Annotated in this window: 12 protein-coding genes; all 12 read left to right on the forward strand. The window is 32.6% G+C overall.

Translation table 11 applies throughout. From position 1 onward, the window contains the following. Positions 1-66: 66 nt before the first annotated feature. The 12 genes from MPF19_RS03705 to MPF19_RS03760 all read left to right on the forward strand — a co-directional run bounded on the left by MPF19_RS03705 (position 67) and on the right by MPF19_RS03760 (position 23,615). Positions 67-1,917 carry a sulfatase family protein gene (locus tag MPF19_RS03705; protein WP_249986825.1) on the forward strand — a complete coding sequence of 617 codons (1,851 nt, stop codon included), beginning with the start codon at positions 67-69 and terminating at the stop codon, positions 1,915-1,917. A 2-nt stretch (positions 1,918-1,919) separates the two neighbouring features. Further along, positions 1,920-3,341, forward strand: a complete 1,422-nt coding sequence (locus tag MPF19_RS03710) for a glycoside hydrolase family 28 protein (protein ID WP_249986826.1) — start codon at positions 1,920-1,922, stop codon at positions 3,339-3,341. 149 nt (positions 3,342-3,490) lie between these two features. After that, a complete protein-coding gene (locus MPF19_RS03715; protein ID WP_249986827.1) occupies positions 3,491-5,569 on the forward strand; it encodes a LamG domain-containing protein in 2,079 nt (692 codons plus the stop codon). Positions 5,570-5,779: 210 nt separating this feature from the next. Then, positions 5,780-7,324 carry a sulfatase family protein gene (locus MPF19_RS03720; RefSeq protein WP_249986828.1) on the forward strand — a complete coding sequence of 515 codons (1,545 nt, stop codon included), beginning with the start codon at positions 5,780-5,782 and terminating at the stop codon, positions 7,322-7,324. A gap of 269 nt (positions 7,325-7,593) precedes the next feature. Then, positions 7,594-9,063, forward strand: coding sequence for a sulfatase-like hydrolase/transferase (locus tag MPF19_RS03725; protein ID WP_249986829.1), 1,470 nt, complete (start codon positions 7,594-7,596; stop codon positions 9,061-9,063). 60 nt (positions 9,064-9,123) lie between these two features. Then, the gene (locus tag MPF19_RS03730) at positions 9,124-11,778 is read left to right on the forward strand and encodes a sialidase family protein (protein ID WP_249986830.1); all 2,655 of its coding nucleotides are present in this window, start codon (positions 9,124-9,126) and stop codon (positions 11,776-11,778) included. Positions 11,779-11,845: 67 nt separating this feature from the next. Further along, entirely contained in the window at positions 11,846-14,164 is a 2,319-nt protein-coding gene (locus MPF19_RS03735) for a beta-glucosidase (protein WP_249986831.1), read from the forward strand. 40 nt (positions 14,165-14,204) lie between these two features. After that, positions 14,205-17,513: a T9SS type A sorting domain-containing protein gene (locus MPF19_RS03740; protein WP_249986832.1), complete on the forward strand. Its 3,309-nt coding sequence runs from the start codon at positions 14,205-14,207 to the stop codon at positions 17,511-17,513. Positions 17,514-17,862: 349 nt separating this feature from the next. Beyond that, a complete protein-coding gene (locus MPF19_RS03745) occupies positions 17,863-18,039 on the forward strand; it encodes a sulfatase/phosphatase domain-containing protein (protein ID WP_249986833.1) in 177 nt (58 codons plus the stop codon). Positions 18,040-18,233: 194 nt separating this feature from the next. Then, positions 18,234-20,186 carry an arylsulfatase gene (locus tag MPF19_RS03750; RefSeq protein ID WP_249986834.1) on the forward strand — a complete coding sequence of 651 codons (1,953 nt, stop codon included), beginning with the start codon at positions 18,234-18,236 and terminating at the stop codon, positions 20,184-20,186. A 12-nt stretch (positions 20,187-20,198) separates the two neighbouring features. After that, positions 20,199-21,605 (forward strand): sulfatase, encoded by a 1,407-nt coding sequence (locus MPF19_RS03755; protein ID WP_249986835.1) that lies wholly within the window; start codon positions 20,199-20,201, stop codon positions 21,603-21,605. Between the two features lie 33 nt (positions 21,606-21,638). After that, the gene (locus MPF19_RS03760) at positions 21,639-23,615 is read left to right on the forward strand and encodes a beta-L-arabinofuranosidase domain-containing protein (RefSeq protein ID WP_249986836.1); all 1,977 of its coding nucleotides are present in this window, start codon (positions 21,639-21,641) and stop codon (positions 23,613-23,615) included. The last annotated feature ends 1 nt before the right edge of the window (position 23,616 follow it).

Here is a 23,616-nt window from a genome sequence, read left to right on the forward strand (position 1 = left end):
ATTAAAAAAAGACTTACTTAAAAAGTAAGTCTTTTTTTTGAATAAATTAATTAAAAATACTTTTAAATGAAATTTAAGTTTCTAATTTTAATCGCTTTACTGCAGTTTTCTTATAGTGTAAAGATAAATGCACAGAAAATTGAAAGACCAAATATTGTATGGATTGTTTCTGAAGATAATTCTAAGCATTATTTAAAATTATATGATAAAACAGGAGCAGCAACTCCTAATATTGAAAAACTAGCGGAAACTGGAGTTGTTTTTAATCACGCTTTTTCAAATACGCCTGTTTGTAGTGCTGCAAGGTCTACATTAATTGCGTCTTCTTACGGACCAAGGTTAGGAACTCATTACCATAGAAAGATGGTAAAAGTACCGATGCCAAACGGTGTAGAAATGTTTCCGGCCTATTTAAAAAAAGCTGGTTATTACACTACAAATAATGCAAAAGAAGATTATAACATTATTACAGGCGCTAATGTTTGGGATGATTCATCTAAAAAAGCAACTTGGAGAGATAGAAAACCCAATCAACCTTTTTATCATGTCTACAATATTGGTACTACGCATGAAGGACAGATGCATTTTACAGAAGAAGATGTAAAAGCTGGTACAAAAACAGATCAATCAAAAGTGTTTGTGCAACCCAATCATCCGCAGACAGCTTTATTTAGATATTCTGTTGCGCGTTATCACGATAAAATCCAGGAAATGGATGCTCAGGTTGGCGAGGTTATTGACAACTTAAAAAAAGATGGTTTGTTCGATGATACTTTTATTTTTTACTACGGAGATCACGGAGGTGTTTTACCAGGAAGTAAAGGATATATTAATGAAATGGGATTGCACGTACCTTTAGTGGTTCATATTCCATCAAAATATAAAGATTTAGTTTCTGTAAAAGCAGGTACTAGAAATGATGGTTTTGTAAGTTTTGTTGATTTTGGTGCTACGGTTTTAAACTTAGCAGGAATTAAAATGCCAAAAGGAATAGATGGAAAACCATTTTTAGGAAAGGGAGTTTCAAAAAGAGATTTAGATAAAAGAGATGAAACTTTCAGTTACACAAATCGTATGGATGAAAAATACGATATGGTTAGAGCTGTTAGAAAAGGAAAATACAAGTATGCAAGAAATTACGAGCCGTTTAATTTTGATGGTTTAATGAATAATTATCGCTATAAACAATTAGGATATCAGCAGTGGAATACGTTATACAAAGAAGGGAAATTGAATAAAGACCAATCTAAATTCTTTGAACCGAAACAACCAGAAGAGTTGTATAATGTAGAAGTAGATCCTTATGAATTGAATAATTTGGCAACTAAAGCAGAATATCAATCTGTATTAAAAAGTTTAAGAAAGAACTTAAACAAACGTGTTTGTGGCATGCCAGATTTGTCTTTTTATCCAGAATTTTATTTGATAAACAATGCATTTAAGAATCCGGTTGCATTTGGACAGAAACATAAAAAGGATATTAAAAAATATATTGAAACGGCTAATTTAATGTTGTTAACTTTTGATAAAGCGAAATCGAAACTTCAGAAAGGGTTACAGTCTAAAGATCCTTGGGTAAGATATTGGAGTGTAATTTCTTGCAGTGCTTTTGGAGATGAAGCGAAAGAATTCAACTCAGTTATTAAGTCTATTTCTAAGAGTGATTCAGAATTAATTAACAGAGTGAGAGCTGCAGAATTTTTAGGGTTAACAAAAGCCGAAAACCCAACTGAAGTAATGACACAATCTTTGTACGCTTCTAATGATGGAGCAGAAGCATTGTTAATTTTAAATTCTATTGTTTTAATGGAAGATTGCAAAGCGAATTACTCATTTAATATTGATCAATCTAAGCTAAAATCAAAAGTTTTAGAGGAACCACAAGTTTTAAGAAGATTAGAATATTTAAACAAATAATTATGAAAAAATTAAAATTATTTAGCACCATTTTTATTGCAATACTATTTTTTTCTTGTCAAAAACAGACCGTTTGGAACGTGAAAGAATTTGGTGCAAAAGATGACAATACAACCATAAATACAAAAGCAATTCAGTCTGCCATAGATGCTTGTGCCAAAGAAGGCGGAGGAATTGTTACTATTGATGGTGGTGTATTTGTTTCTGGAACCATAATTTTAAAAAGTAATGTGAACTTAAATATTACAGAAAACACGGTGCTTATGGCTAGTGTGAATCCGAATGATTTTCCGGCAGTGGAACCATTTATTGATGCAACGGGACAATATAGAGGACAGTGTTTTATTGGTGCTATAGATGAAGAAAATGTTTCTATTACTGGTAAAGGAACCATTAATGGGCAAGGAGAAATGTTTACTCCTAATAACATTAAAAAGACGGTAAAGAAATTGGGGATTACATTGGTAGAACCTGACTTAACGGGGTTAGTTTCAAAAGTAAATAACTATGTAAGTAAAAAAATTCGTGTTTCAAACAGACCTTTCTTAGTAAGAATGGTGCGTTCTAAAAACGTAAAATTAAAAGACATTCATTTACGTCAACCTGCAGCTTGGACTTTGCACCTTTTGCAATGTGATAATTTTGTAGTTGATGGAATAGATATTCACAGTCATGCAAATAGAAACAATGATGCAATTGATATCGACTCAAGTACGCATGGAGTTATTAAAAACTGTACGATTGATTCTGGAGATGATGCTATTTGTTTTAAATCTACCTCACCAGAACCAACAACAGATATAGAGGTTTATGATTGTAAAATTAAAAGTTACTGGGGTGCCATAAAGTTTGGAACAGAATCGATGGGAGATATGAAGAATATTACGGTAAGAGACTGTTTTGTTCATGATACCAGAGGAGGAGGAATCAAAATATTAAGTGCAGATGGAGCAAACGTTGAGAATATTTTAATTGAAAATATTAAAATGGAAAATGTTGAGATGCCTATTTTTATTCGCTTGTGTGAACGCAGATTGGTATATAGAAATGCCCCAAGAAAACCAGTAGGGTCAATTAATAATGTTGTTATTAGAAATATTACTGCCAAAGTAACGGACAATGATAAATTACGATTAAATCCTGCTACAGGATTTTATTTCTCAGGAACACCAAATCATAAATTAGGAAAAATTTCTATAGAAAATGTAAAAGTAGACTTGCCAGGTGGCGGTACTATAGAAGACGCTAAAAGAGTAGTTCCAGAAAATGAAGAGGAATATCCAGAATTTACAAAATTAGGTGCTACTCCTGCGTACGGTTTGTTTGCAAGACATATAGAGAACTTAGAAACAAAAGATATTTCGTTTACGGTTCGTGGAGAAGATGCTAGAAAAGAAGTAATTAAAATACATGTAAATGAGTAAAAACGCTCTGAGTTAAAATATTTACAAAATGCTGATACTTCTTTTTAAGGAGTATCAGCGTTTTTATTTTAAGTAGGTAAGAAAAGACTTATTAATTTACTTGAAAAGTGTTATTTTTAACAAAAAAATAATAGAATTTTTAATTGTAAATGAGGTTTGTAGTCGTTTTATTTTTTATAATAATAGCTCCCCTAAAATTATTTGGGCAATCGTCATCTACATTGCCTTTTTTTTCTGGCGATTTACATTCTTTATGTCAGCAAGTTGAGTCTAATTTAAAGCTAAATGAAAGCGACCCTGTAAGAGGTCAAGTAGTAGATTTTGATAATAATATTGAAAATACGTTTTCAATAGAGAATAAAAGTGAATCTGATATATCTGTTAGTTTTTGGTTCTTGCCAAAACAACTAGAAATGCACTCCGGAACACTTATAGCAGAAAATAACGTTTTTTATTTTAGATATTTATCCAATCGTCAAATTCAGTTCAACCATTATTTAAAAAAGAATATCAATACTGTTGGGGTATTGAGTAATGATGTTTGGCAGCACCTTGGTTTTACGTTATCAAAAAAAGGTAATTTAACCATATATTACAACGGAGACCCCGTGTTAAACGATCGTATTTCTCCCGATTGGTGGAAAGGTGAAAAAAGCAATTTATTTTTGGGTAATGATCGCTATGGAGCAAAACCAGAAGGAAGCATTGATCGATTAAAAATATGGAACCGAGTGCTTTCTAAATCAGATTTTAAAGAAGATTATAGAGCCACTTTACTTCAGTCTAATCTTTATCATAAACTTCAAATATACTTACCATTTAAAGGAGATTTTAAAGATCATTCTTCTAAATCTAATATTTTAGAAGAAAATATAGAAGTCAATTTTATAAAAGATTCTGTTAGAGGACTAGTAGCAAATTTTAGTTCAGAATTTTCAGCTTTAAAATTCAAAAATTTAAAGTTTGGCAATCAAATTACCATAGCTGCATGGGTAAATCCCATCAATAGAAAAGAAATTATGGGAATTGCTGGTAATCAAGATTTTTCTTTTAGATACATGTCTAAAGTAAATAGTTTGTGGTTTACGGTTCCTAATATGTTTAAAGTTATTAGCAAACATCCTAAACTAAAACTCAACAAATGGTTTCATTTGGCGATAACGGTTAATTACAATCATCAAATTAATTATTATATTAATGGAGTTCTTGTAGATCGTAAAAAAATTGGTGATAATACAGGGGAAGATTCCGATTTAGTTATTGGTAATAGTCTTTGGGGCAATGCATTTGAAGGACAAATGAGTCAATTTGCTATTTGGAGTAAAGTGCTTTCTAAAGAGGAAATTAAATCGGTATATGAAGATAAATTAGAGGTAGATAAATTACTTTATAAATCTCAAAAAAGTAGTGGTGTTTATATGGTGTTTCCTATTTTAATTGTGCTGATAGTATTATTACTGGTTTGGTTTGTTCTTAGAAAAAAGAAGAAAGAAAAAATTGAAATTATAGGTAAAGTAATTTCAAAAGAATTCCCTGAGAAGAATGCAATATTCTTATTTGATAATTTTAAGGCTTTAGATAAAAACGGAAAGGATATTTCACAAGAATTTACACCCACTTTAGTTAGATTGTTTAGTTTGATTTTGTTGTTTCCTAGATTTTTAGAAAGAAATATTAATTCAACGGATTTGTCTGATATTTTATGGGAAACAGATACAATTTCTCAACAAAAAAATAATAGAGGGACAAACATGCATCGTTTAAGAAAATTATTAAAATCTTTCGATGGAATTTTATTAAATTATAAAGACAGAAAATGGGTTTTTGAAATTTCTGATGCGTTATTTATTGATAGTGTTTTTTATAATACAGCTGCAATACATACGGTTTTAGAATATCCTTTTAAAAATTTACAACTGAATAAAATTTTAAAAACTAAAAATTTTGATAATCTTATATTGCAATTTAACGAGCAGAATTTAGAGAAATTAAAACTGCAATGTCTCTATGATGTAGAACATAAAAATTGGTGGGGATTAAGAAAATCGGCAAGGCTTTGGTTAAGCATAGACCCTTTGTCTGAATCGGCTTTAAAATATAGAATTACTGCATTACAAAAATTAAACGAAAAACAATTGGCGTTAAGTCACTATAAATCTTTTGTAAAGTATTACAAAGAAACTTTAAATGAAGAATTTTCTATTTCTTTTGAAGATTGTAAAATATAATAGGGTTTAGAAGTAAATTAATTCATTTTACCCCTTTTTTTACCCGGTTTTTTTACCTTTTTTTTAATCACTCTAGTGTTTTATTTGTAGCATCTTTAAGTTAAAGGAATTGTAAGTTGAAAAAAGTTGGTTGTAAACAATTTTATTTGCTTATGTTTTTTAGATGTTAAAAAGTAAATAATTAAACGCCAAAGGCAGAAAAAGTAAAATATGAAATCAATAAAAATTATTTTGTGCATTTTATTTGTTACACTACAAATACAAGCTCAAAAGAAAAAACAAAGTAAACCAAATGTATTATTAATTTATACAGATGATCATAGATATACAGGAGTCCATGCTTTAGGAGGGCAAGATGTAAAAACGCCCAATATAGATAAATTGGCTAATGAGGGTCTTATTTTTACAAATACGTATTTAATGGGGTCGTACAATGGTGGTACTTGCATGCCAAGTAGAGCTCAACTACTTACGGGTAGAAGATTGTTTGATTTAAAAGGTATTGGGCGTGTAATTCCAACGGAACAAGTAGCTATTGGTGAAGCTTTTTTAAATGCAGGTTATAATTCTCATGTAATTGGTAAATGGCATCAAGACAATAAGTCTTTAGGGAGAATGTTTAACAGTGGTGCTACCATTATGAGTAGGGGTATTTATTTAACCGACCATTACCGTATGCCTCTGTGGGATTGGCGAGCAGATGGAAAATACACCAAAGAGAATGCTATAATTTATATCTATGATAAAAAAGGAAATATTGTAAAAAGAGGTGTTAAAAAAGGAGAAATTAAAGGCCCTATTAATACTGAAAAAGATGGACCACATACTTCTGAAATTTATGCAAACAATGCGATTGATTACATAGAAAAAAATAAAAAAGAAAAACCATTTTTTATGTATTTGGCTTTTCATGCGCCACATGATCCTCGTCAGGCACCTAAAAAATATAAGGACATGTATCCTGAGGAAAAGATGAAATTGACTCCATCTTATATGGAACAACATCCGTTTGATAACGGACACATGACTACCAGAGATGAATCGTTAGCTGCGTGGCCAAGAACACCTGCAATTGCTCGTAAAGAATTGTCAGATTATTATGCAATTATTACGCATTTAGATGCTCAAATAGGGCGCGTAATTACATCTTTAAAAAAATCTGGTCAATATGAAAATACAATTATTGTATTGTCTGGAGATAGCGGATTGGCAGTTGGTAACCATGGATTAATGGGGAAACAAAATGTGTATGATGAAGATGGAATTCATGTTCCTTTTATTATATCAGGAAAAATAAAGGGAAAAGGAAGAAGAATAGATGCATTTAGTTATATCCATGATATTTACCCAACTATTTGTGATGTTGCGAATGTAAAAATTCCTGAATCTGTAACCGGTAAAAGTTTGAAGCCTGTTATCGATGGAAAAAAGGAACAAGTAAGAGATTATACGTATCATGCATATAGACAACATCAAAGAGCATATAGAAAAGGCGAGTATAAATTAATTGAATTTGTAAGAGCACCAGATATAGATAAACATTCTAAGGTAGAATTTATATCAGGATCTAGAACTACGCTGCTTTTTAATTTTAAAAAAGATCCTTGGGAAACTACAAACTTGGCTTTTTTACCTGAGTATAAAGAAACTTTGGATAACATGAGAAAAGAAATGCGAGAAAAATCAATTGAGTTAAATGATTACAAAGAGCGTAATGAGTATCCCGTTGATTTTTGGGATTATTATACAGATTAAAGATTGTGTTTTTATGTAATGTACTTGTCAAAATAGTCAGGTAACAGATTTCTTATTAAGTTTTTGCTGCTTCCGCCGTAGTTGTTCTTTTGAAAAAAAAATAACTACGGCGGAAACGTTTCCGAAAGAAATTGATGCATTGGTATCGTTTCCGAAACATTTTTTCTGAATATAAAATAATCGTTTTAGTAAAATGATTAAATTGTACTTCAGTTTGAAAAAGAAGAACAATCAGATGTCATTTTTATTAGTTCTAATTATTTATTATCATGAAAAAAAATATACAAGTAAGTTCGTTAGTATTTGTTTTCTTATTAGGGATTCAAATAAATTTTGCTCAAAAAAGGAAAAAAGGATTTGTACAAAAGCCAAATGTAATTATCATCAATGTAGATGATATGGGCTACGGCGATTTAGCCAGTTACGGTAATAAATTATGGGATACGCCAAATATAGATCGTTTGGTAAAAACAGGAGTTAGAATGACCGATGGTTATGTAACAGCGCCAGTATGTGGGCCAAGTCGGCATGGTTTAATATTGGGCATGTATCAACAAAGGTTGGGGTTTCAATGGAATCATGATAGTCGTAAGCTAGGTGATGGATCAAGTCCACAAGTAGTTCCAGATTCTCAAAAGCAAATTAACGAAGCCTTTTCTGCAGCAGGTTATGTTACTGCAATGGCCGGTAAATATCATATGCAGGGGTATCCAAATACTAAGTTTGACCATAATTATTCAATTACTACAACTGGCGCACATTATTTTCCAGATGCTACAGGTAAATATGCTGGTGTAGATGATTTGGATGGAAAAAAATCAAAACCTAAAAAAGGATGGATTCCTAGAATGTGGGGTCCAGAAAGAGAAGGTGATGAGTATTTAACAGATCGTGTCGGTAGACAGTGTATAGAGTTTATGGATGAAAATAAAGAAAAACCATTCTTTTTCTATTTAGCTTTTAATGCGGTGCATTCTCCTTTTCATGCAAAAAAATCTCATTTACCAAAGGTGAAGCATATTAAATCTGAAATGATGAAGTTGTATGCCGCAATGTCAATTTCTATTGATGAAAATGTTGGTAAAATATTAGATTATTTAGAGAAAGAAAATTTAAGAGAAAACACAATTGTGGTTTTTTTAAGTGATAATGGACCAGCGAATGTAGTGCACCTTTCTCTTAAAGATTGGTGGCCAAAAGATTCGCCATACCATTTAATGGGGCAACGAGCAGGATTGTCTGGCTATAAAGGCATTTTTAGAGAAGCCGGAATTAGAGTTCCTTATATTATTAGTTGGCCATCACAATTGCCACAAAATGAAGTATTTGAAAAATCAGTAAGTACTTTAGATATTTACCCAACCTTATGTGCAGCAGCTGATGTAAAAGTACCGAGTGAAACGCGTTTAGATGGAGTAAATTTACTTCCTTGGTTAAGAGGTGATTATCAGGAAGACCCGCATAAAGCCTTGTTCTGGTATGCCAATAGAATGGGCGCAGTGCGAATAGGAGATTGGAAACTCATGTTAGAAGATAACAAGCCATATCTATTCAATTTGAAAAATGATATTGGAGAAACAACAAATTTGGTAAAGAAAGAACCTTTAAAACTTAAAGAATTATATAATGCGTATATAGGTTTTAGAAATGAAATGCCACCAGCTCTTAATCCTGGAGCGAGACCGATTGATATTCCTTCTCCTGATGTGCTAGGAATTCCTATTATTGAAGGGAATTAATAATTGGGTTTTTGAAAAGAATACAGAATATTTAAGATAATGAGGCAGAAAGAAACAATTATGAGAACAAAATATTTACTATTACTATTATGTAGTCTTTCGATGGGGACTTTAATTTCACAGAATAAAGTTGATTTTTCTAATATGGATACTAAAAAAATTCATTCAGATAAATCTGTTGTTTGGGAACAGTTTGGCCCAGGAGGATCAGGGAATAACTATTTTATTTACTGGCATCCAACAGATCCAAATGTAGTTTTCCAAGGGCCTAATATGGGAAATTCATATGCTTCTTATGATAAAGGAAATACGTATATGGGAATTATGGATGCTGATGGGCCAGGATATAGTTCACGAGGTAGAGGTCCCGTAGAAATATATTCTCCTGAGTTCTCTCACCAAGACCCTGATTTTGGAATTTGTGGAATGGAAGACGCAAATTTTATTTATTTTACTTACAATAGAGGTAAGGATTGGGTACGAAATGATAAAGTGGCTAAGCAATTTAAAGATAATCATATCAATACTTTTGAAGTAGACCCTAACGATGATACTATTTGGTATGCAGGAACGGGAGATGTAAGAAGTTGTAATAATTACTTTTTCTCACATGAAGCTCCTCACGGATATAGCTCTTCTAAAATAAGTTCTAAATCGTTAAAAAAGAGGGTTGCTTCCATGAAGAAGTACAAGCATGATGCGAGAATTTGGAAGAGTACAGATAAAGGAACTACTTGGTGTGATATTTCTCCGAAGGGAATAAACTCAGCAAATCAAATTACCAAAATATTTGTACACCCAGGTAATTCTAAAGTTGTATTTGCTGGAACAACTTATGGCTTTTATAAAAGTGAAAACGGAGGAAAAAAATGGAAACTAATTACCGATTCTGGTTTAGATAATAATATTATCAGATCTATGGATATGCATTACGATGTAAAAACTAAAAAAGTTACTTTGTTTGCTATTGATTTGGTGAAGTTTATTCCAAATGGAAAGAGCATTAAATACAACGGAGGGATATTTAAAAGTACAGACGAAGGAAATAGTTGGGAAAGAATGAATAACAACATGCCTCTAAAAAAGGATATGTTAAGCAGTAGTCTTATTAAAAAATCATATTACAAATATGCATTAGCACCTTGGTTTGGAATATCAGAAAAAGAAGCTAGAAAAAAATATCCTGAGTTGCCAGAAGAGATGTTACACTCTGTAAGTATGATTCGTGTAAACCCAAAAAATGTCAATCATATTTTAGTAGTTAATAATTACAAATCACAGTTTACTTTTTATGGAGGAATGCTTTGGAGGTCTGATAACGGTGGCGAAAACTGGAATGTAACTTTGCGTAACGGTAAAAACTGGGAAGGATCAGACAAGAAAAAATGGGAAACTAGAAATAATCCTACTTCTCATAATGTAAGTTGGATTGCACAAAAAGAATGGGAAAAAAGAGATGCTTATGATAGAAAAGCAGGAGCCTGTGTAGAATTCAATGCCGATGGAAGTACAATTATGTATCAAGTAGCAAAAGTTGTTTGTGTATCAAATGATAACGGAGATACATGGCAAGAAAATGACGAACAAAGAACAACTAAAGATGGAGATAACTGGGTAGGTGCTGGTAATAGCAATCTTCCAGGAGAAGAAATAGTACAAGATAAACGCATAAAAGATTCTTTCTATTTATGTTCAGGAGAGAATTCAGTTTTAAGAACAACGAATGATGGAGGTAATGTTCGTCCCGGAGCTTTGGCTGTTTATAAAATGAAGATACCTAATGAGGAAAGCGCGGTAGAATGTTCTACAAGTTCAATGGCTGTCGATCCAAAGGATACAAATATTTTATATACCCTTCATTATAGAGAAGCTTTTGCAGGGAAAATGATGACGTCTATTGATCATGGAAAAAATTGGGTTCCTAAAGCAACTTTGTTTGATCCAAAAGAATTAGGGAATTCAGTTCATATAAGCATTAAAATGAATCACTTAAGAATTGATCCGGATTATCCAAATCGTTTTTATTTGGTGATTGCTAAAGACAGAATAAATGATGATGGTAAGAATTCAGCTGGAACATTTAAAGAATTTGGAGTGTATAGATCTTTAGATGGTGGAAATAACTTTGAAATTATAAATAAGGGACTGCCTCTGAAAGGAAATGTTCAAAAATTAGAATTAGATCCAAATAATAAAGGAGTTGTTTATGTTGCGGTAAATGGAACAAAACAAAACAAAGGAGGTCTTTTTATGTTGAAAGATGGAAGTGATACTTGGGAAAAGGCTGATTCTCCTAAAGGAATGTATAGTGTAAATGATTTTTACTTTTCTCCCGATAAAACGATGTATGTTTCTGGAGGAACATGGAAAGGTAAAACGAATGAAGGTGGAGTTTGGTCGTCAGATAAAGCAAACAAATGGAAACAAGTTTTTCCATACCGTTTTACAAATAACATAAGAGTAGCAGAGTATGATTCGAGTGTTTTGTTAGTTTCTATTCCTTCACGTAAAGCAAGTGGTATTTTAAATCCAGGAGTTTATAGGTCTTTAAATAAAGGGGTTACGTGGACAAAAATAAATATGGGAAATATTCAATCAGATAGATTGAATGATTTGGAGATAGATTATACTAAAAGAGGTGTTTATTACTGTTCTACGTATGGAGCGGGATATTATAAAGCTGTAGATCCAAAAGAAGTAGCAAAAAAGAAATAGTGTTTGCAAAGCCCTTATTGTTTTTAGGAATGATAGGGGTTTTATCAAGAATTCAAAAATAATTTACATGAGAATAGCTAGAATATTTATTGTATTAGCGCTTGTATCACAGGTTTTAAGCTCGCAATCAATTCAGTTAACGAAAACAACGATTGAGCAAGTTATAAAAGAAATGACTGTAGAGGAAAAAGCAGATCTTGTTGTTGGAAATAGAGGAATTCCTCGTTTTGGAATTCCTAAGACTAAAGTTTGTGATGGACCGGCAGGTGTAAAGTCAAAGCCAAACCGCAAGGGAGTAAGAGAGTTTTATACTTCTTGGTTTCCATCTGGAACCAATATAGCATGTTCTTGGAATCTAGAGTTGGCAGAGCAAGTTGGTGCTGCTATGGGGAAAGAAGCTTTTGTTTTAAATGATCGTGATGTATTATTGGCACCAGGTTTAAATATTCATAGAAATCCATTATGTGGAAGGAATTTTGAATACTACTCTGAAGATCCTTTATTGAGTGGAAAATTGGCAGGAGCATCAGTAAGAGGTATTGAAACGGTTGGTATTGGAGCTTCTATCAAGCATTTTGCAGCAAATAATCAAGAGACTTTTAGAACAAAAAATGACTCTAGAATGAGTCAAAGAGCTCTAAGAGAAATTTATCTAAAAGGATTTAAAATTGCGATTGACGAATCGAATCCAATGACCGTTATGGCTTCTTATAATGCTTTAAATGGCGAATTAACTCAAGAAAGTAAAGCGTTGTTAATTGATGTGTTGAGAAAAGATTGGGGTTATGAAGGTTTGGTTGTAAGCGATTGGACTAAAAAAAGGAATACTGTTTTACAAATGCAAGCAGGATGTAATTTATTGATGCCAGGGTATAAAGATCAAAGAGCTGAACTTATTGAAGTTGTGAATAGTGGTGAGTTGTCTATGGAAGATTTAGACTATAACGTTAGAAAATTGTTAGAGTTTAAAATGAAAACACCAGCATATAAAAAAATAAAATCTTCAGGGGATTTAGATATTACAAAGCATGCTCAATTTATACGTGATATTTCGGGAGAATGTATGGTGCTTTTAAAAAACGAAAATAAGGCTTTGCCTTTTTCTAAGAAGATTCATAAAATAGCATTGTTAGGAGCTTCTAGTTACGAATTAGTTGGAGGTGGAAATGGTTCTGGTTTTGTATTTGCAAAACATGTTGTTGAGTTAGATGAGGCTTTGGAAAGTGAAGGTTATGTTTTGAATAAAACATTAGATAACTTATATAAAGAACATTTTGTTGTAGAAAATGAAAGAAGACCGAAGCGTAGTGGAGGAGCGACAAAAAATGGTAGTGGAAAAATAGAGCCGCCAAGAGAATTACAGATTTCAGATAGTAAACTAAAAAAAGAATTAAAGAAAAGTGACGCGGTAGTCATTACAATATCTAGAACGTCAATAGAAGCTACAGATAGAGGTTTGGCTCTTTATAAATTAAATGAAGAAGAACTTAGGCTGATTAGTTTTACGTCAAAAGTATGCCGTCCAAAAGGGAAAAAAGTAATTGTTGTATTGAATGTTACAGGAGCCGTAGAAACAGCAAATTGGAAACATTTAGCAGATGGTATAATAATGGCTTTTACTCCGGGACAGGAAGTGGGTTATGCTATTACTGATGTTTTATCTGGGAAATCTAATCCTTCGGGTAAATTGCCAATGACCTTGGCAAATGATTATTCAGATCATCTTTCATCCAAAAATTTTCCGATTATCGATCCCGAGTACTATGTGGCTCCAGTTATTATAGAAGCTGGTGGTACTTCTGAACCAGTTACTACTTCAAAGAAGAAGGTAGAAAGAAATAATAAGAAAATTAAAAATTATCAGTACACAAATTATGAAGAAGACATTTGGGTAGGATATCGATATTTTAATACTGCAAATAAAATGGTGTCATATCCTTTTGGTTTTGGGTTGTCGTACACAACATTTGAATATGGAAATCCAAGTATTAAAAAAGTAGGAGATTCTTGGGAAGCCAAAATAGAAATTACGAATACAGGAAAAGTAGCAGGTAAAGAAATTGTTCAACTTTATATAAAAGCAGCAGCTGGTGATATAGAAAAACCGAATAAGGAATTGAAAGCATTTGGAAAAACAAAGATATTAGAGCCTGGCGCAAAAGAAATAGTAACAATGAGTTTTGATGCTGAGGATTTAGCCTCTTTTAATGAAAAATCATCTTCTTGGATTACAGACAAAGGAGTTTACACAGCTTATTTCTCTGAGAATATTGAAAAATGTAATCAAAAAATTGATTTCAGAGTTCGTAAGAAGTACAAGAAAAAAGTGAGTAATGTATTGGAGTGTCCAAGCGAATTAAAGATATATACTAAAAGTGATTTTTAGTGTTGTGATTATTTGTATATAAATATTTAAATTAATTATAATGGTTAAGTTTTTTATAAATAGTATACTGCTTTGTGTGGTTTCGTTTTTGGGTAATGCTCAAAATGAAGTGCTTTTTAGTAGTGGTTTTGAAGTTGAAGTAGCCAATGAATGGGATGCACTAAATTCTGGCGATTTACCGACTTTTGAGCGTAATTCTGTGGCTAAGAATAATGAGGATTATGGATTTCAGATGGTTTTTGATAATCTTTCTCAAAAAGGAAATTTAAATACAACAAAGACGATTAATTGGGAGAACGGTGAGAAATATCAAATCTCGTTTTATTATAAGTCGGTGACTCCAGGAGAAATAACCTCTGTAATTTTTAAAGCTTTAAAAAATGATGGAAGTCGATTGTCTCAGTCTACTATTTCATTGTCAAGTACTGTTTGGAAAAAACATAGTATAGAATTAATTGTAGAGGAAAATGCTTCAGACGGCTTTGTTTTGTTTTCTATTCGTCCTTCCACTAGTGGATTGGGAGAAGTCTATTTTGATGATTTTTTAATAGAAAAAGTAGTCGATTCCTCTGGGTTTTATGAAGATTTAAAAACAAAAAATGTTGCTTCAGATGAAAGTATTGTTTGGCAACAATTTGGGCCGGGGATGAGTGGAAATAATAAGTCGGCTCATTGGCATCCTACAGATCCGAATACCTTATTTATTGGCCCCAATATGGGAAACTCGTATCGAAGTACAGATAAAGGCTTGACGTACCAAACTATTTTAAATGAAGATGAAGCAGGTTATAAATCAGGACTAAGAGGACCAGAAGATACAATGTCGGTTGATTTTTCACATCAGTCACCAGATTATGGTTTTTGCACAGGAGAGCGCAATAAAGGAATTTTCCAAACATTTGATAAAGGAAAAACTTGGCAAAGGCAATTGGCAAGTCAATCTGTGTTTGATGAAGCTTATTTGGCTTGTGTAAAAGTAGACCCTAAGGATGATAATATTTGGTATGTTGGAGCAGGTCAAATGCGTAATATGGGTCAGTTGAGTTTTTCTCAGGCGGAGCCACACGGTACTTATATTGATGCAAACAGTCAGGCAAAAATTTGGAAAAGTATAGATAAAGGAGAAACATGGGTATTAAAAAATAACGGATTGCATGCAAATGCTGAGGTTGAGTCCATTATTGTAGATCCTATTTCTACTAATATTATTTATGTAAGCACTAATTATGGATTTTACAAAAGTATAGATAGCGGTGAAACTTGGGTACAAAAATCAAATGGATTAGATCATGATGTGATGCGTTCATTTGTAATGCATCACGATAAAGATACCGATGCTGTTACACTATTTCTTTTGGTAAATGTAGAATGGCAAGCCGATGGTAACTCTGTTAAAAATTTATCTGGTGGTGTTTTTAAAAGTGTCGATAATGGAGAAACATGGACAAATATTAACGGAAATTTATCTGTCGACATGAATGTTTTATGTAGCGATTTTCAGGTTAGTAAACAATATTACAGAAATATAGCACACTTTTTTGGGATTACAGAAGAGCAAGCCAATGTAACTTATCCTGTTATTCCTTCAAATATCTTAAATCGATTTAATCAAATAGAAGTGGATCCTAATGATGTCAATAATATTTATTTAGCAAATGAATATTCTAATGCTTCGGAAATTAACATGAAACCAGGTTCTTTATTTAGAAGTAAAGACGGAGGAAATACTTGGTATGTCACCTTTAGAATTGGTTCTAATTGGAGTACAGGAGATCACATATCATATTGGCAAAATAGAGGTACTCCATTAGGTGTTAATGTTACGTTACAATATTTAACGGATTGGATAGAACGAGCAACTTATGATCCTAAGGGTTGTAATTTTGTTCGATTCAATGCGGATGGTTCTGTTTTACATACACAATTAGCTAAAATATCTTTAATGTCTTATGACGGAGGAGATACTTGGGTAGATATTGATGATCAAGAAGTAGGAACAGATACAGGTGTATTTGTTGGAGCTGGAAACAGTAATGTACCTGGTCATGGTCTTTATCAGCATTTGGGAGTTCCTAATAAAGTTTTTTGTTCTGCAGGAGAAAATGGTTTATGGATTACTCAAGAGGGGGGAGATGCTATTCGAGAAGGAGCACAAGCAGCAAAACCTATTTACGTAGTGCCTGGCAAGGAGCAATCTGTGAGTTGTTATGCGATTCATCCAACAGATACGAATATTCATTATTCCATGTTTTCTAGACAACACGGAAGAGGAGAGTTGTTTAAATCTATAGACAATGGAGTTTCTTGGGAATCATATGCAGTAGCTATTGAACCTTGGGAAAAGGCAAGTAATGGAGATCAGGCTGTTCATCAACTGAATTTAATGATAGATAAGGAGAATCCTGATAATATGTATTTTAATGTGCCTAGATTAACTAAAGATTTAGAATTTACAGGAAATACAGTTACGGGTTTTGGTGTTCATAAATCTACAGATGGAGGGTTGACTTGGGCAGAAACCAATAACGGTTTACCAGCATCTTTAGATGTCACGATGATTGCTTTTGATCCAAACGATACACAAATTTTATATGCAACAGTTCAAAAAACAAATGGAGGGTTGTATAAATCTATAGATGGAGGAGTAAATTGGGTTGAGGTTACTTCTGCTTCAGCTATTGCCGGAACATATGGTATCAATGATATTCATTTTTCTAACGATGGGAAAGTTTATATTACTTCTGGTCATAGAAATGCAACTGAAGGAGGTTTGTGGGTTAGCAATGATAATATGTTGACTTGGACAATGGTTTTTGATTTTCCTTGGGTCAACCGTATTGAAACGGCGCATTGGAATCCGGATGTGATTTTACTATCTACTTTAGCAAACAATACTATAAGCACATTAAACTCTGGTATTTACTTATCTAAAAACGGAGGCTCAAGTTGGATAAAAGTTAATAAAGGAAGTGGACAGTCAGATAGGGTTAATGATATTGCGATTGACAATTACACTCCAGGGAAATACTATATATCAACACGCGGTAGTGGTTGGTCAGTTGCTATTGACCCGAATGAAACACAGACACCTTTAAGTATTAAGAAAGTTCATATAGCAGAAGCGATAAATGTGTATCCAAATCCGGTTAAAGATACTTTTACAATAGCTGGTGTTGATGGAAAAATAAGTTTGGAGATTTATTCATTTGGAGGAAATCGTGTGTTCAATCGTAAAGATACAGAACTTAGACAGTTTGATATTTCTACATTAACAAGTGGATTATATGTGTATAAAATATTTGATTTTTCTAGTCAGAAAGTAAGGGTTGGTAAGTTTATAAAAGAGTGATTTATCTGTGTTGTAATGATTTGTTAAAACAAACCTTTCTTCAGAATTGGCAGGTTGGGAAAAAGGGATATTCTACATATAGTTTTTCTTTGATGATGCTTGTGTTTGCAATGAATGAACACGTAACAGTGTTTAAATTAGAATAATTTATTCTGAAAATATACAGTTTACCTTTTCTATCTATTTCTATGGATATTGTTAGAAAGAGTGTCCTTTAACGCCTTATAATTACTATAAAGAACATATAGCGTACAAACAAGACTATATGTTAATCTGTTAATTATAGGGTTCTACTAAATTTACATAACATTTATATCCTATTTGTTTAGTTGGAGTTGAAATATGAAAATTGATACAAAGGAAGAGTCTGATTCCTATGTTAGAGGGTAAAAAAACACCTAAAGATTGGAGGACAGCTCAGTTTTATAATTATTGGTCCGCTCCATTTCATTATGGGATTAGAACCGATAGATACACATACGTAAAAGTAAAAGTAAAAGACCATGCGGATGAATTGTTTGATTGAAAGAAAGATCCATTGCAATTGCACAATGTTGCAGAGAAATCCTAGTACAAAAAAACAATGGTAAAATTGAAGGCAGAATTATAGTATAAAATTATTGAAATTGGTATCAATTCTGAAGAGTTACCAGGTATCGGAAAGGAACCAATGCAACCAAAATCTAGAGGTAATTAAAAGAAGAAAAAGCATTAATTAAGATGATGAAAAATAATTTAAAAATTATTATTTGCTGTGGATTGCTTTTTTCATTGCAATTACAAAAGGCAGTAGCACAAGATTCAAGACCAAATATTGTAGTACTATTTGCAGATGATTTGGGTTATTCAGATTTAGGATGTTATGGAGGTGAAATAGAAACACCAAATTTAGATAAATTGGCAAATGAAGGAATACGGTTTAGGCATTTTATAAACGGTTCTAAATGTGCGCCATCTAGAGCTTCTTTATTAACAGGTTTGTATCCTATTGAAACAGGTTGCGTTGGCCCACCTGATCAAATGGTAAATGGCGTAACCATCTCAGAAATGCTGAGAAAAGCAGGTTATAAAACATTAATGACAGGAAAATGGCACGGGTTAGAAAATCCAGCTAAAAGAGGTTTTGATAACTATTTTGGTATTACCGCTGGAGCATTTAATTATTTCAAACCTAAAAAGAATAGATCATTTTGGGAAGATGATAAAAGGTTAGATTCGTTTGTTCCTAAAGAGAATTTTTATACCACAGATGAATTCACCAATAGAGGGATAGATTACTTAGAAGAGCAAAAAAACAGTAAGGATCCGTTTTTTTTATATGTAGCTTACAATGCACCACATTTTCCTTTACAAGCTTGGCCAGAAGATATTGCTAAATACCGTGGTAAATATTTGAAAGGATGGGACAAAATTAGAGCAGATAGATTTAAGCGTCAAAGGGAATTAGGAATTATACCTAAACATTGGAAACTATCTGAGCGAGACGAAAAAGTTTCTGCTTGGGAAGCATATGAAAATAAGGATATTGCAGATTTAACCATGGCAACCTATGCTGCTATGGTAGATAGAATGGATCAAAATATTGGGAAGTTATTGGATAAATTGGATGCGATTGGAAAAAAAGAGAATACAATTGTTATCTTCTTATCTGACAATGGAGGTAATGCAGAAGGACATATGTGGGATGGTAAAAATCAAAAGAATAAACCAGGAGAAAAAGATTCTCAAGCAAAATTAGGTATTGAGTGGGCTAATGCTTCCAATACGCCTTTTAAAAGTTACAAACGTTCTACTTTTAATGGAGGGCAAGTAACTCCGTTTATTGTGAATTGGCCAAACGGAAATTTAGCAAAAGGAAGTATATCTAATCAAAAAGGAAATATAACAGACTTGATGCCCACTTTTTTAGAATTGGCTAATGCTACATATCCTGAAGGAGATATTTGGACTGTTCCGCAAGAAGGAAACTTAAAAACATCTTGGAAAGTTAAGCCGCTTTCGGGTAGGAGTTTAGTTCCTGCAATTAAAGAAGGAAAAGAAGTAAAAAGAGATAATTTTAAAGGTTATTTTCAAGGAAGTAGAATGTTAATCGCAGGAGATTTGAAAATAGTTTCTGACGGTGGCGATGGAGCTATTCTTCATTTATACGATTATCCGTGGGAGTTATATGATTTGAAGAAAGACGGAACAGAAACCGAAAACTTAGCAAATCAGTATCCAAATTTAGTGGACTCCTTGGATATTGTTTATAGAAAATGGATTGATGAAACGGATCGCTATACTGGATTGAAATCTCACGAATATTATCAGCAATATTATACTAAGGAACAAAAAGTAATCATTGATAAATTAGAAAAGGATAACGACTACAAAAAACTAATGTCAAAGAGAAAACAAGTAGGTGTATCTATTGTTGAAAAACTAGCATCTAATAAAGTGAAATTAAAAACATTTATGGGAATGGATAAATTGCCAATGTCTTATTTTGCTGTGGTTGGCATTGGTAGAGAAAAGGGAATGTTAATTCCTGAATTGAAAAACTTGTATGATGTTTGGGATAAAAAGAGTAAAGCAATCGAAAAGTATTGTAAAAAACTAGGACCAGATTATTTAAAATTATATGAAATACAAGAACGTATTAGGTTAAGAACAACTTCGTTGGAAGTAAATTAAAAACAATAAAATATGAAAATTATAAAAATAATAGTGGCGATATTTTTAGTGAGTGTAACTGCAATGAGCGCTCAGCAAAAACAACCCAATATTTTATTTATTGTGATTGATGATTTACGTCCGCAATTAAACGCTTATGGTTTAAATCATATGATTACGCCAAATTTAGATGCTTTAGCTTCTGAAGGGCGATTGTTTACAAATCATTTTGCGCAAGTTCCTACTTGTGGACCCTCGAGAGCTGTAATGTTAACTGGTAAGAATTTAAAATCGAAAGCAGAAATTGATCATCATCATTTAGGGAAAATATTAGCAGGAAAACCAGAGAACGAATATCCAGAAACTTTTATTCATCATTTAAAAAGAAACGGTTATTACACGGTTGGTATGGGGAAAATAAGTCACAGTATCAGTGGCAAAAGAAAAAATAAATTAGAACTACCAAATAGTTGGGACGCCTTTGTAAATAATAAATATGGGTATCAAATGTATGCCAACGGACAAAAAAGAAATAAAAAAACAACGCCTCCTTTTGAGATGTTAGAAGTAGAAGATGAGGCGTATCCGGATGGAAGGTTAGCGCAATTAGCTATTAAAGAATTAGAAAAAAGAGCAGTTTCAGAAAAACCATTTTTTATGGCTGTTGGTTTTTTAAGACCTCATTTACCATTTTCGGCACCAAAAAAATATTGGGATTTATATAAAAGAGAAGACATTCCGTTATCTCCAAATCCAGAAGTTCCAAAAGGAGTTGCTAAAGAATTTTTACATGATAGCAGTGAGTTTTTTGGAAATTATTATTCGCCAGAACAAGGTGGAGCAGGAGTTCGTATTTCTGATGATTATGCAAGAAAGGTTATTCATGGAAACTTTGCTTCTGTTTCTTATGTGGATGCACAAGTTGGTAAAGTTTTAGATCGATTAAAGAAATTAAAATTAGATAAAAATACCATTGTTGTTGTTGTTTGGGGAGATCATGGTTGGCATCTAGGAGATCAGACTATTTGGGGCAAGCACAGTATGTTTGAAAATGCTTTGAAAAGCACTATGATTGTAAAAACTCCTAAAATGAAAAAGGCAGGAAAGGAAACAAAAAGTTTAATTGCTTCTGTTGATATTTATCCCACAATTTGTGATTTAGCAAACATTACAAAACCTGAAAACTTAGATGGTAAAAGTTTTGCAAGCATACTTAAGAACCCTAAAAAGTCTACAAGAGAGGCTGTGCTTAGTTATTGGAGAGATCAAATTAGTATGAGAACAGACCGTTATAGATTGGCTGTTTTTAATGATGGTAAGAAACAAGAATTAATGTTGTTTGATCATGATAAAGATCCTAACGAAACCGTAAATATAGCAGTTCAAAATCCGAAAATTATTGCCGTTAATAGCAAAGATGAACAAAGGATATCTTCCTAATTTAAAATAACGATAAGCTAAAACATGACAAAAATGATTCTAAAATACGCAGTAAAACTATTGTTGCTATGTTTTATTTCTCAAAGCATACATGCACAAAATTACTATGGAAAAACTAAAGAAGTCGCTCTAACTTCTATTAAACCACAGGGCTGGATTAAAGAGTTCTTGCAAAGACAAGCTGATGGATTGTCTGGAAGCCCCTCTGTTTCTGGATATCCTTATAATACAAATATGTGGATGGAAGACATTCACATTCCTGTTGGACATGTTGGAAAAGACCTTTGGCCATACGAACAAACGGCTTATTATTTAGATGGCTCATTACGTTGTGGGTATTTAATTGGTGATAAAAAATTAATTGATTACGCTCAAAAAAACATTAGCTATACGCTTAATAACGTTGATGAAACAGGAATTTTAGGGCAGCCTAAAGCAGATGATTGGGCAAGAGTAGTGTATTTCCGAGGAATGATGGCTGATTATGATGTCACTCACAACAAAGATATAATTTCTAAAATGTCAAAACATTTTCTTGATAGCCCTCGTTTATTTAATGAAGGTCGTGGATTAATGAGCATAGAGCCAATTTTATGGTTGTATAATAAAACAGGTAATGAAAAATTACTTGAATTAGCAAAAAATAGTATACATAATATTAAAAACACGAGCTTGGGAGGTGAATACAAAATAAATGAAATTGATAACGAACTCTCATCAAAAATGTTAGACAGAATGCTTTCTAACAAAAAACCTGAAGGTCATGGTGTTGGATTTGTTGAACAAGCAAAACTTCCCGCTATTTTATACCTATATACTGGAGAACAAAAATACCTCGATGCAACTATCAATGCTATTAACAAATTAGAAAAGCATCATTTTTTAGTGGATGGAGTACAAAGCTCTGTTGAACATTTGTCGGGGAAATCAATAAATATGGCTCATGAAACCTGCGATATCATAGACCTTTCTTGGAGTCTTGGTTATTTACTCATGGCAACCAATGATGGGCATTGGGGAGATCTTATTGAACGCGCTATTTTTAATGCAGGATTAGGAGCTTTAGACAAAAATTTTAAAGCACATCAATATTATTCAGCCCCAAACCAACCCGTTGCTGCCGAAGAAACCAGCCAGTTTAATATGGATAAAGATTGGGGAGGCATGGCCTTAGGTCGTATGTGTTACCGTACAGGTCATGATACTGAATGTTGTACAGGAAACATCCATCGATTGATGCCTGTTTATGTTGGTAGAATGTGGTTAGAAAATGCGGATAATTCTGGTGTAACTGCGGCACTATATGGAGCTTCAGATTTCACTTTCAAAAAGAATCACGAAGAAATTAAAATTCAACAAAAAACCAACTACCCATTTGATGAAAACATCCGCTTTACGTTTAATATGAATCAAAAAACCAATTTTTCTTTCGGTATGCGTATTCCTGCTTGGTGTACAAAACCTGAAATTAAAGTGAATGGAAAAACATTGAAAAAATTTGTTATAGAACAAGGCATGGCAAAAATACAACGTAATTTTTCAAATGGCGACCAAATTGAATTACATCTTCCTATGGAAATGAAATTAACAACTTGGGGTACAGAAAACGAAGGCGTAGCAGTTGAAAGAGGTCCTTTAGTGTATTCATTGAATGTAGAAAATAAAAGCATAAAATTTCCTTTTATTGGAAATCCAAAACTGATTAATTTCCCTAATAAATTAATGTATCCAACATCAGATTGGAACTATGCCTTAAACGTAAAAGATATTAGTGATGCTAAATTCATACAAATAAATGCAGATGAAACTAAGTATCCTTGGGATCTTGAAAATACCCCGGTAAAAATAGAAATACCTGCCAAAAAAGTAATGAATTGGAGCATTGAAGGAACGCATCACGCACCGAGTTTTCCTAAAGAATTGACTTTAGACAAACAAGAAAAGGTAATAACTCTCGTTCCTTTAGGTACTACTTATTTAAGAATGACGGTGTTTCCAAAAACAAAATAGT

Source organism: Polaribacter sp. Z014 (genome assembly GCF_023555435.1).
In the GTDB taxonomy this organism is placed as follows: Bacteria; Bacteroidota; Bacteroidia; order Flavobacteriales; family Flavobacteriaceae; genus Polaribacter.

Coding starts and splice junctions, on each gene's coding strand:
- MPF19_RS03705 (WP_249986825.1), top strand. CDS start 67: ATGAAATTTAAGTTTCTAATTTTAATCGCTTTACTGCAGTTTTCTTAT.
- MPF19_RS03710 (WP_249986826.1), top strand. CDS start 1,920: ATGAAAAAATTAAAATTATTTAGCACCATTTTTATTGCAATACTATTT.
- MPF19_RS03715 (WP_249986827.1), top strand. CDS start 3,491: ATGAGGTTTGTAGTCGTTTTATTTTTTATAATAATAGCTCCCCTAAAA.
- MPF19_RS03720 (WP_249986828.1), top strand. CDS start 5,780: ATGAAATCAATAAAAATTATTTTGTGCATTTTATTTGTTACACTACAA.
- MPF19_RS03725 (WP_249986829.1), top strand. CDS start 7,594: ATGAAAAAAAATATACAAGTAAGTTCGTTAGTATTTGTTTTCTTATTA.
- MPF19_RS03730 (WP_249986830.1), top strand. CDS start 9,124: ATGAGAACAAAATATTTACTATTACTATTATGTAGTCTTTCGATGGGG.
- MPF19_RS03735 (WP_249986831.1), top strand. CDS start 11,846: ATGAGAATAGCTAGAATATTTATTGTATTAGCGCTTGTATCACAGGTT.
- MPF19_RS03740 (WP_249986832.1), top strand. CDS start 14,205: ATGGTTAAGTTTTTTATAAATAGTATACTGCTTTGTGTGGTTTCGTTT.
- MPF19_RS03750 (WP_249986834.1), top strand. CDS start 18,234: ATGATGAAAAATAATTTAAAAATTATTATTTGCTGTGGATTGCTTTTT.
- MPF19_RS03755 (WP_249986835.1), top strand. CDS start 20,199: ATGAAAATTATAAAAATAATAGTGGCGATATTTTTAGTGAGTGTAACT.
- MPF19_RS03760 (WP_249986836.1), top strand. CDS start 21,639: ATGATTCTAAAATACGCAGTAAAACTATTGTTGCTATGTTTTATTTCT.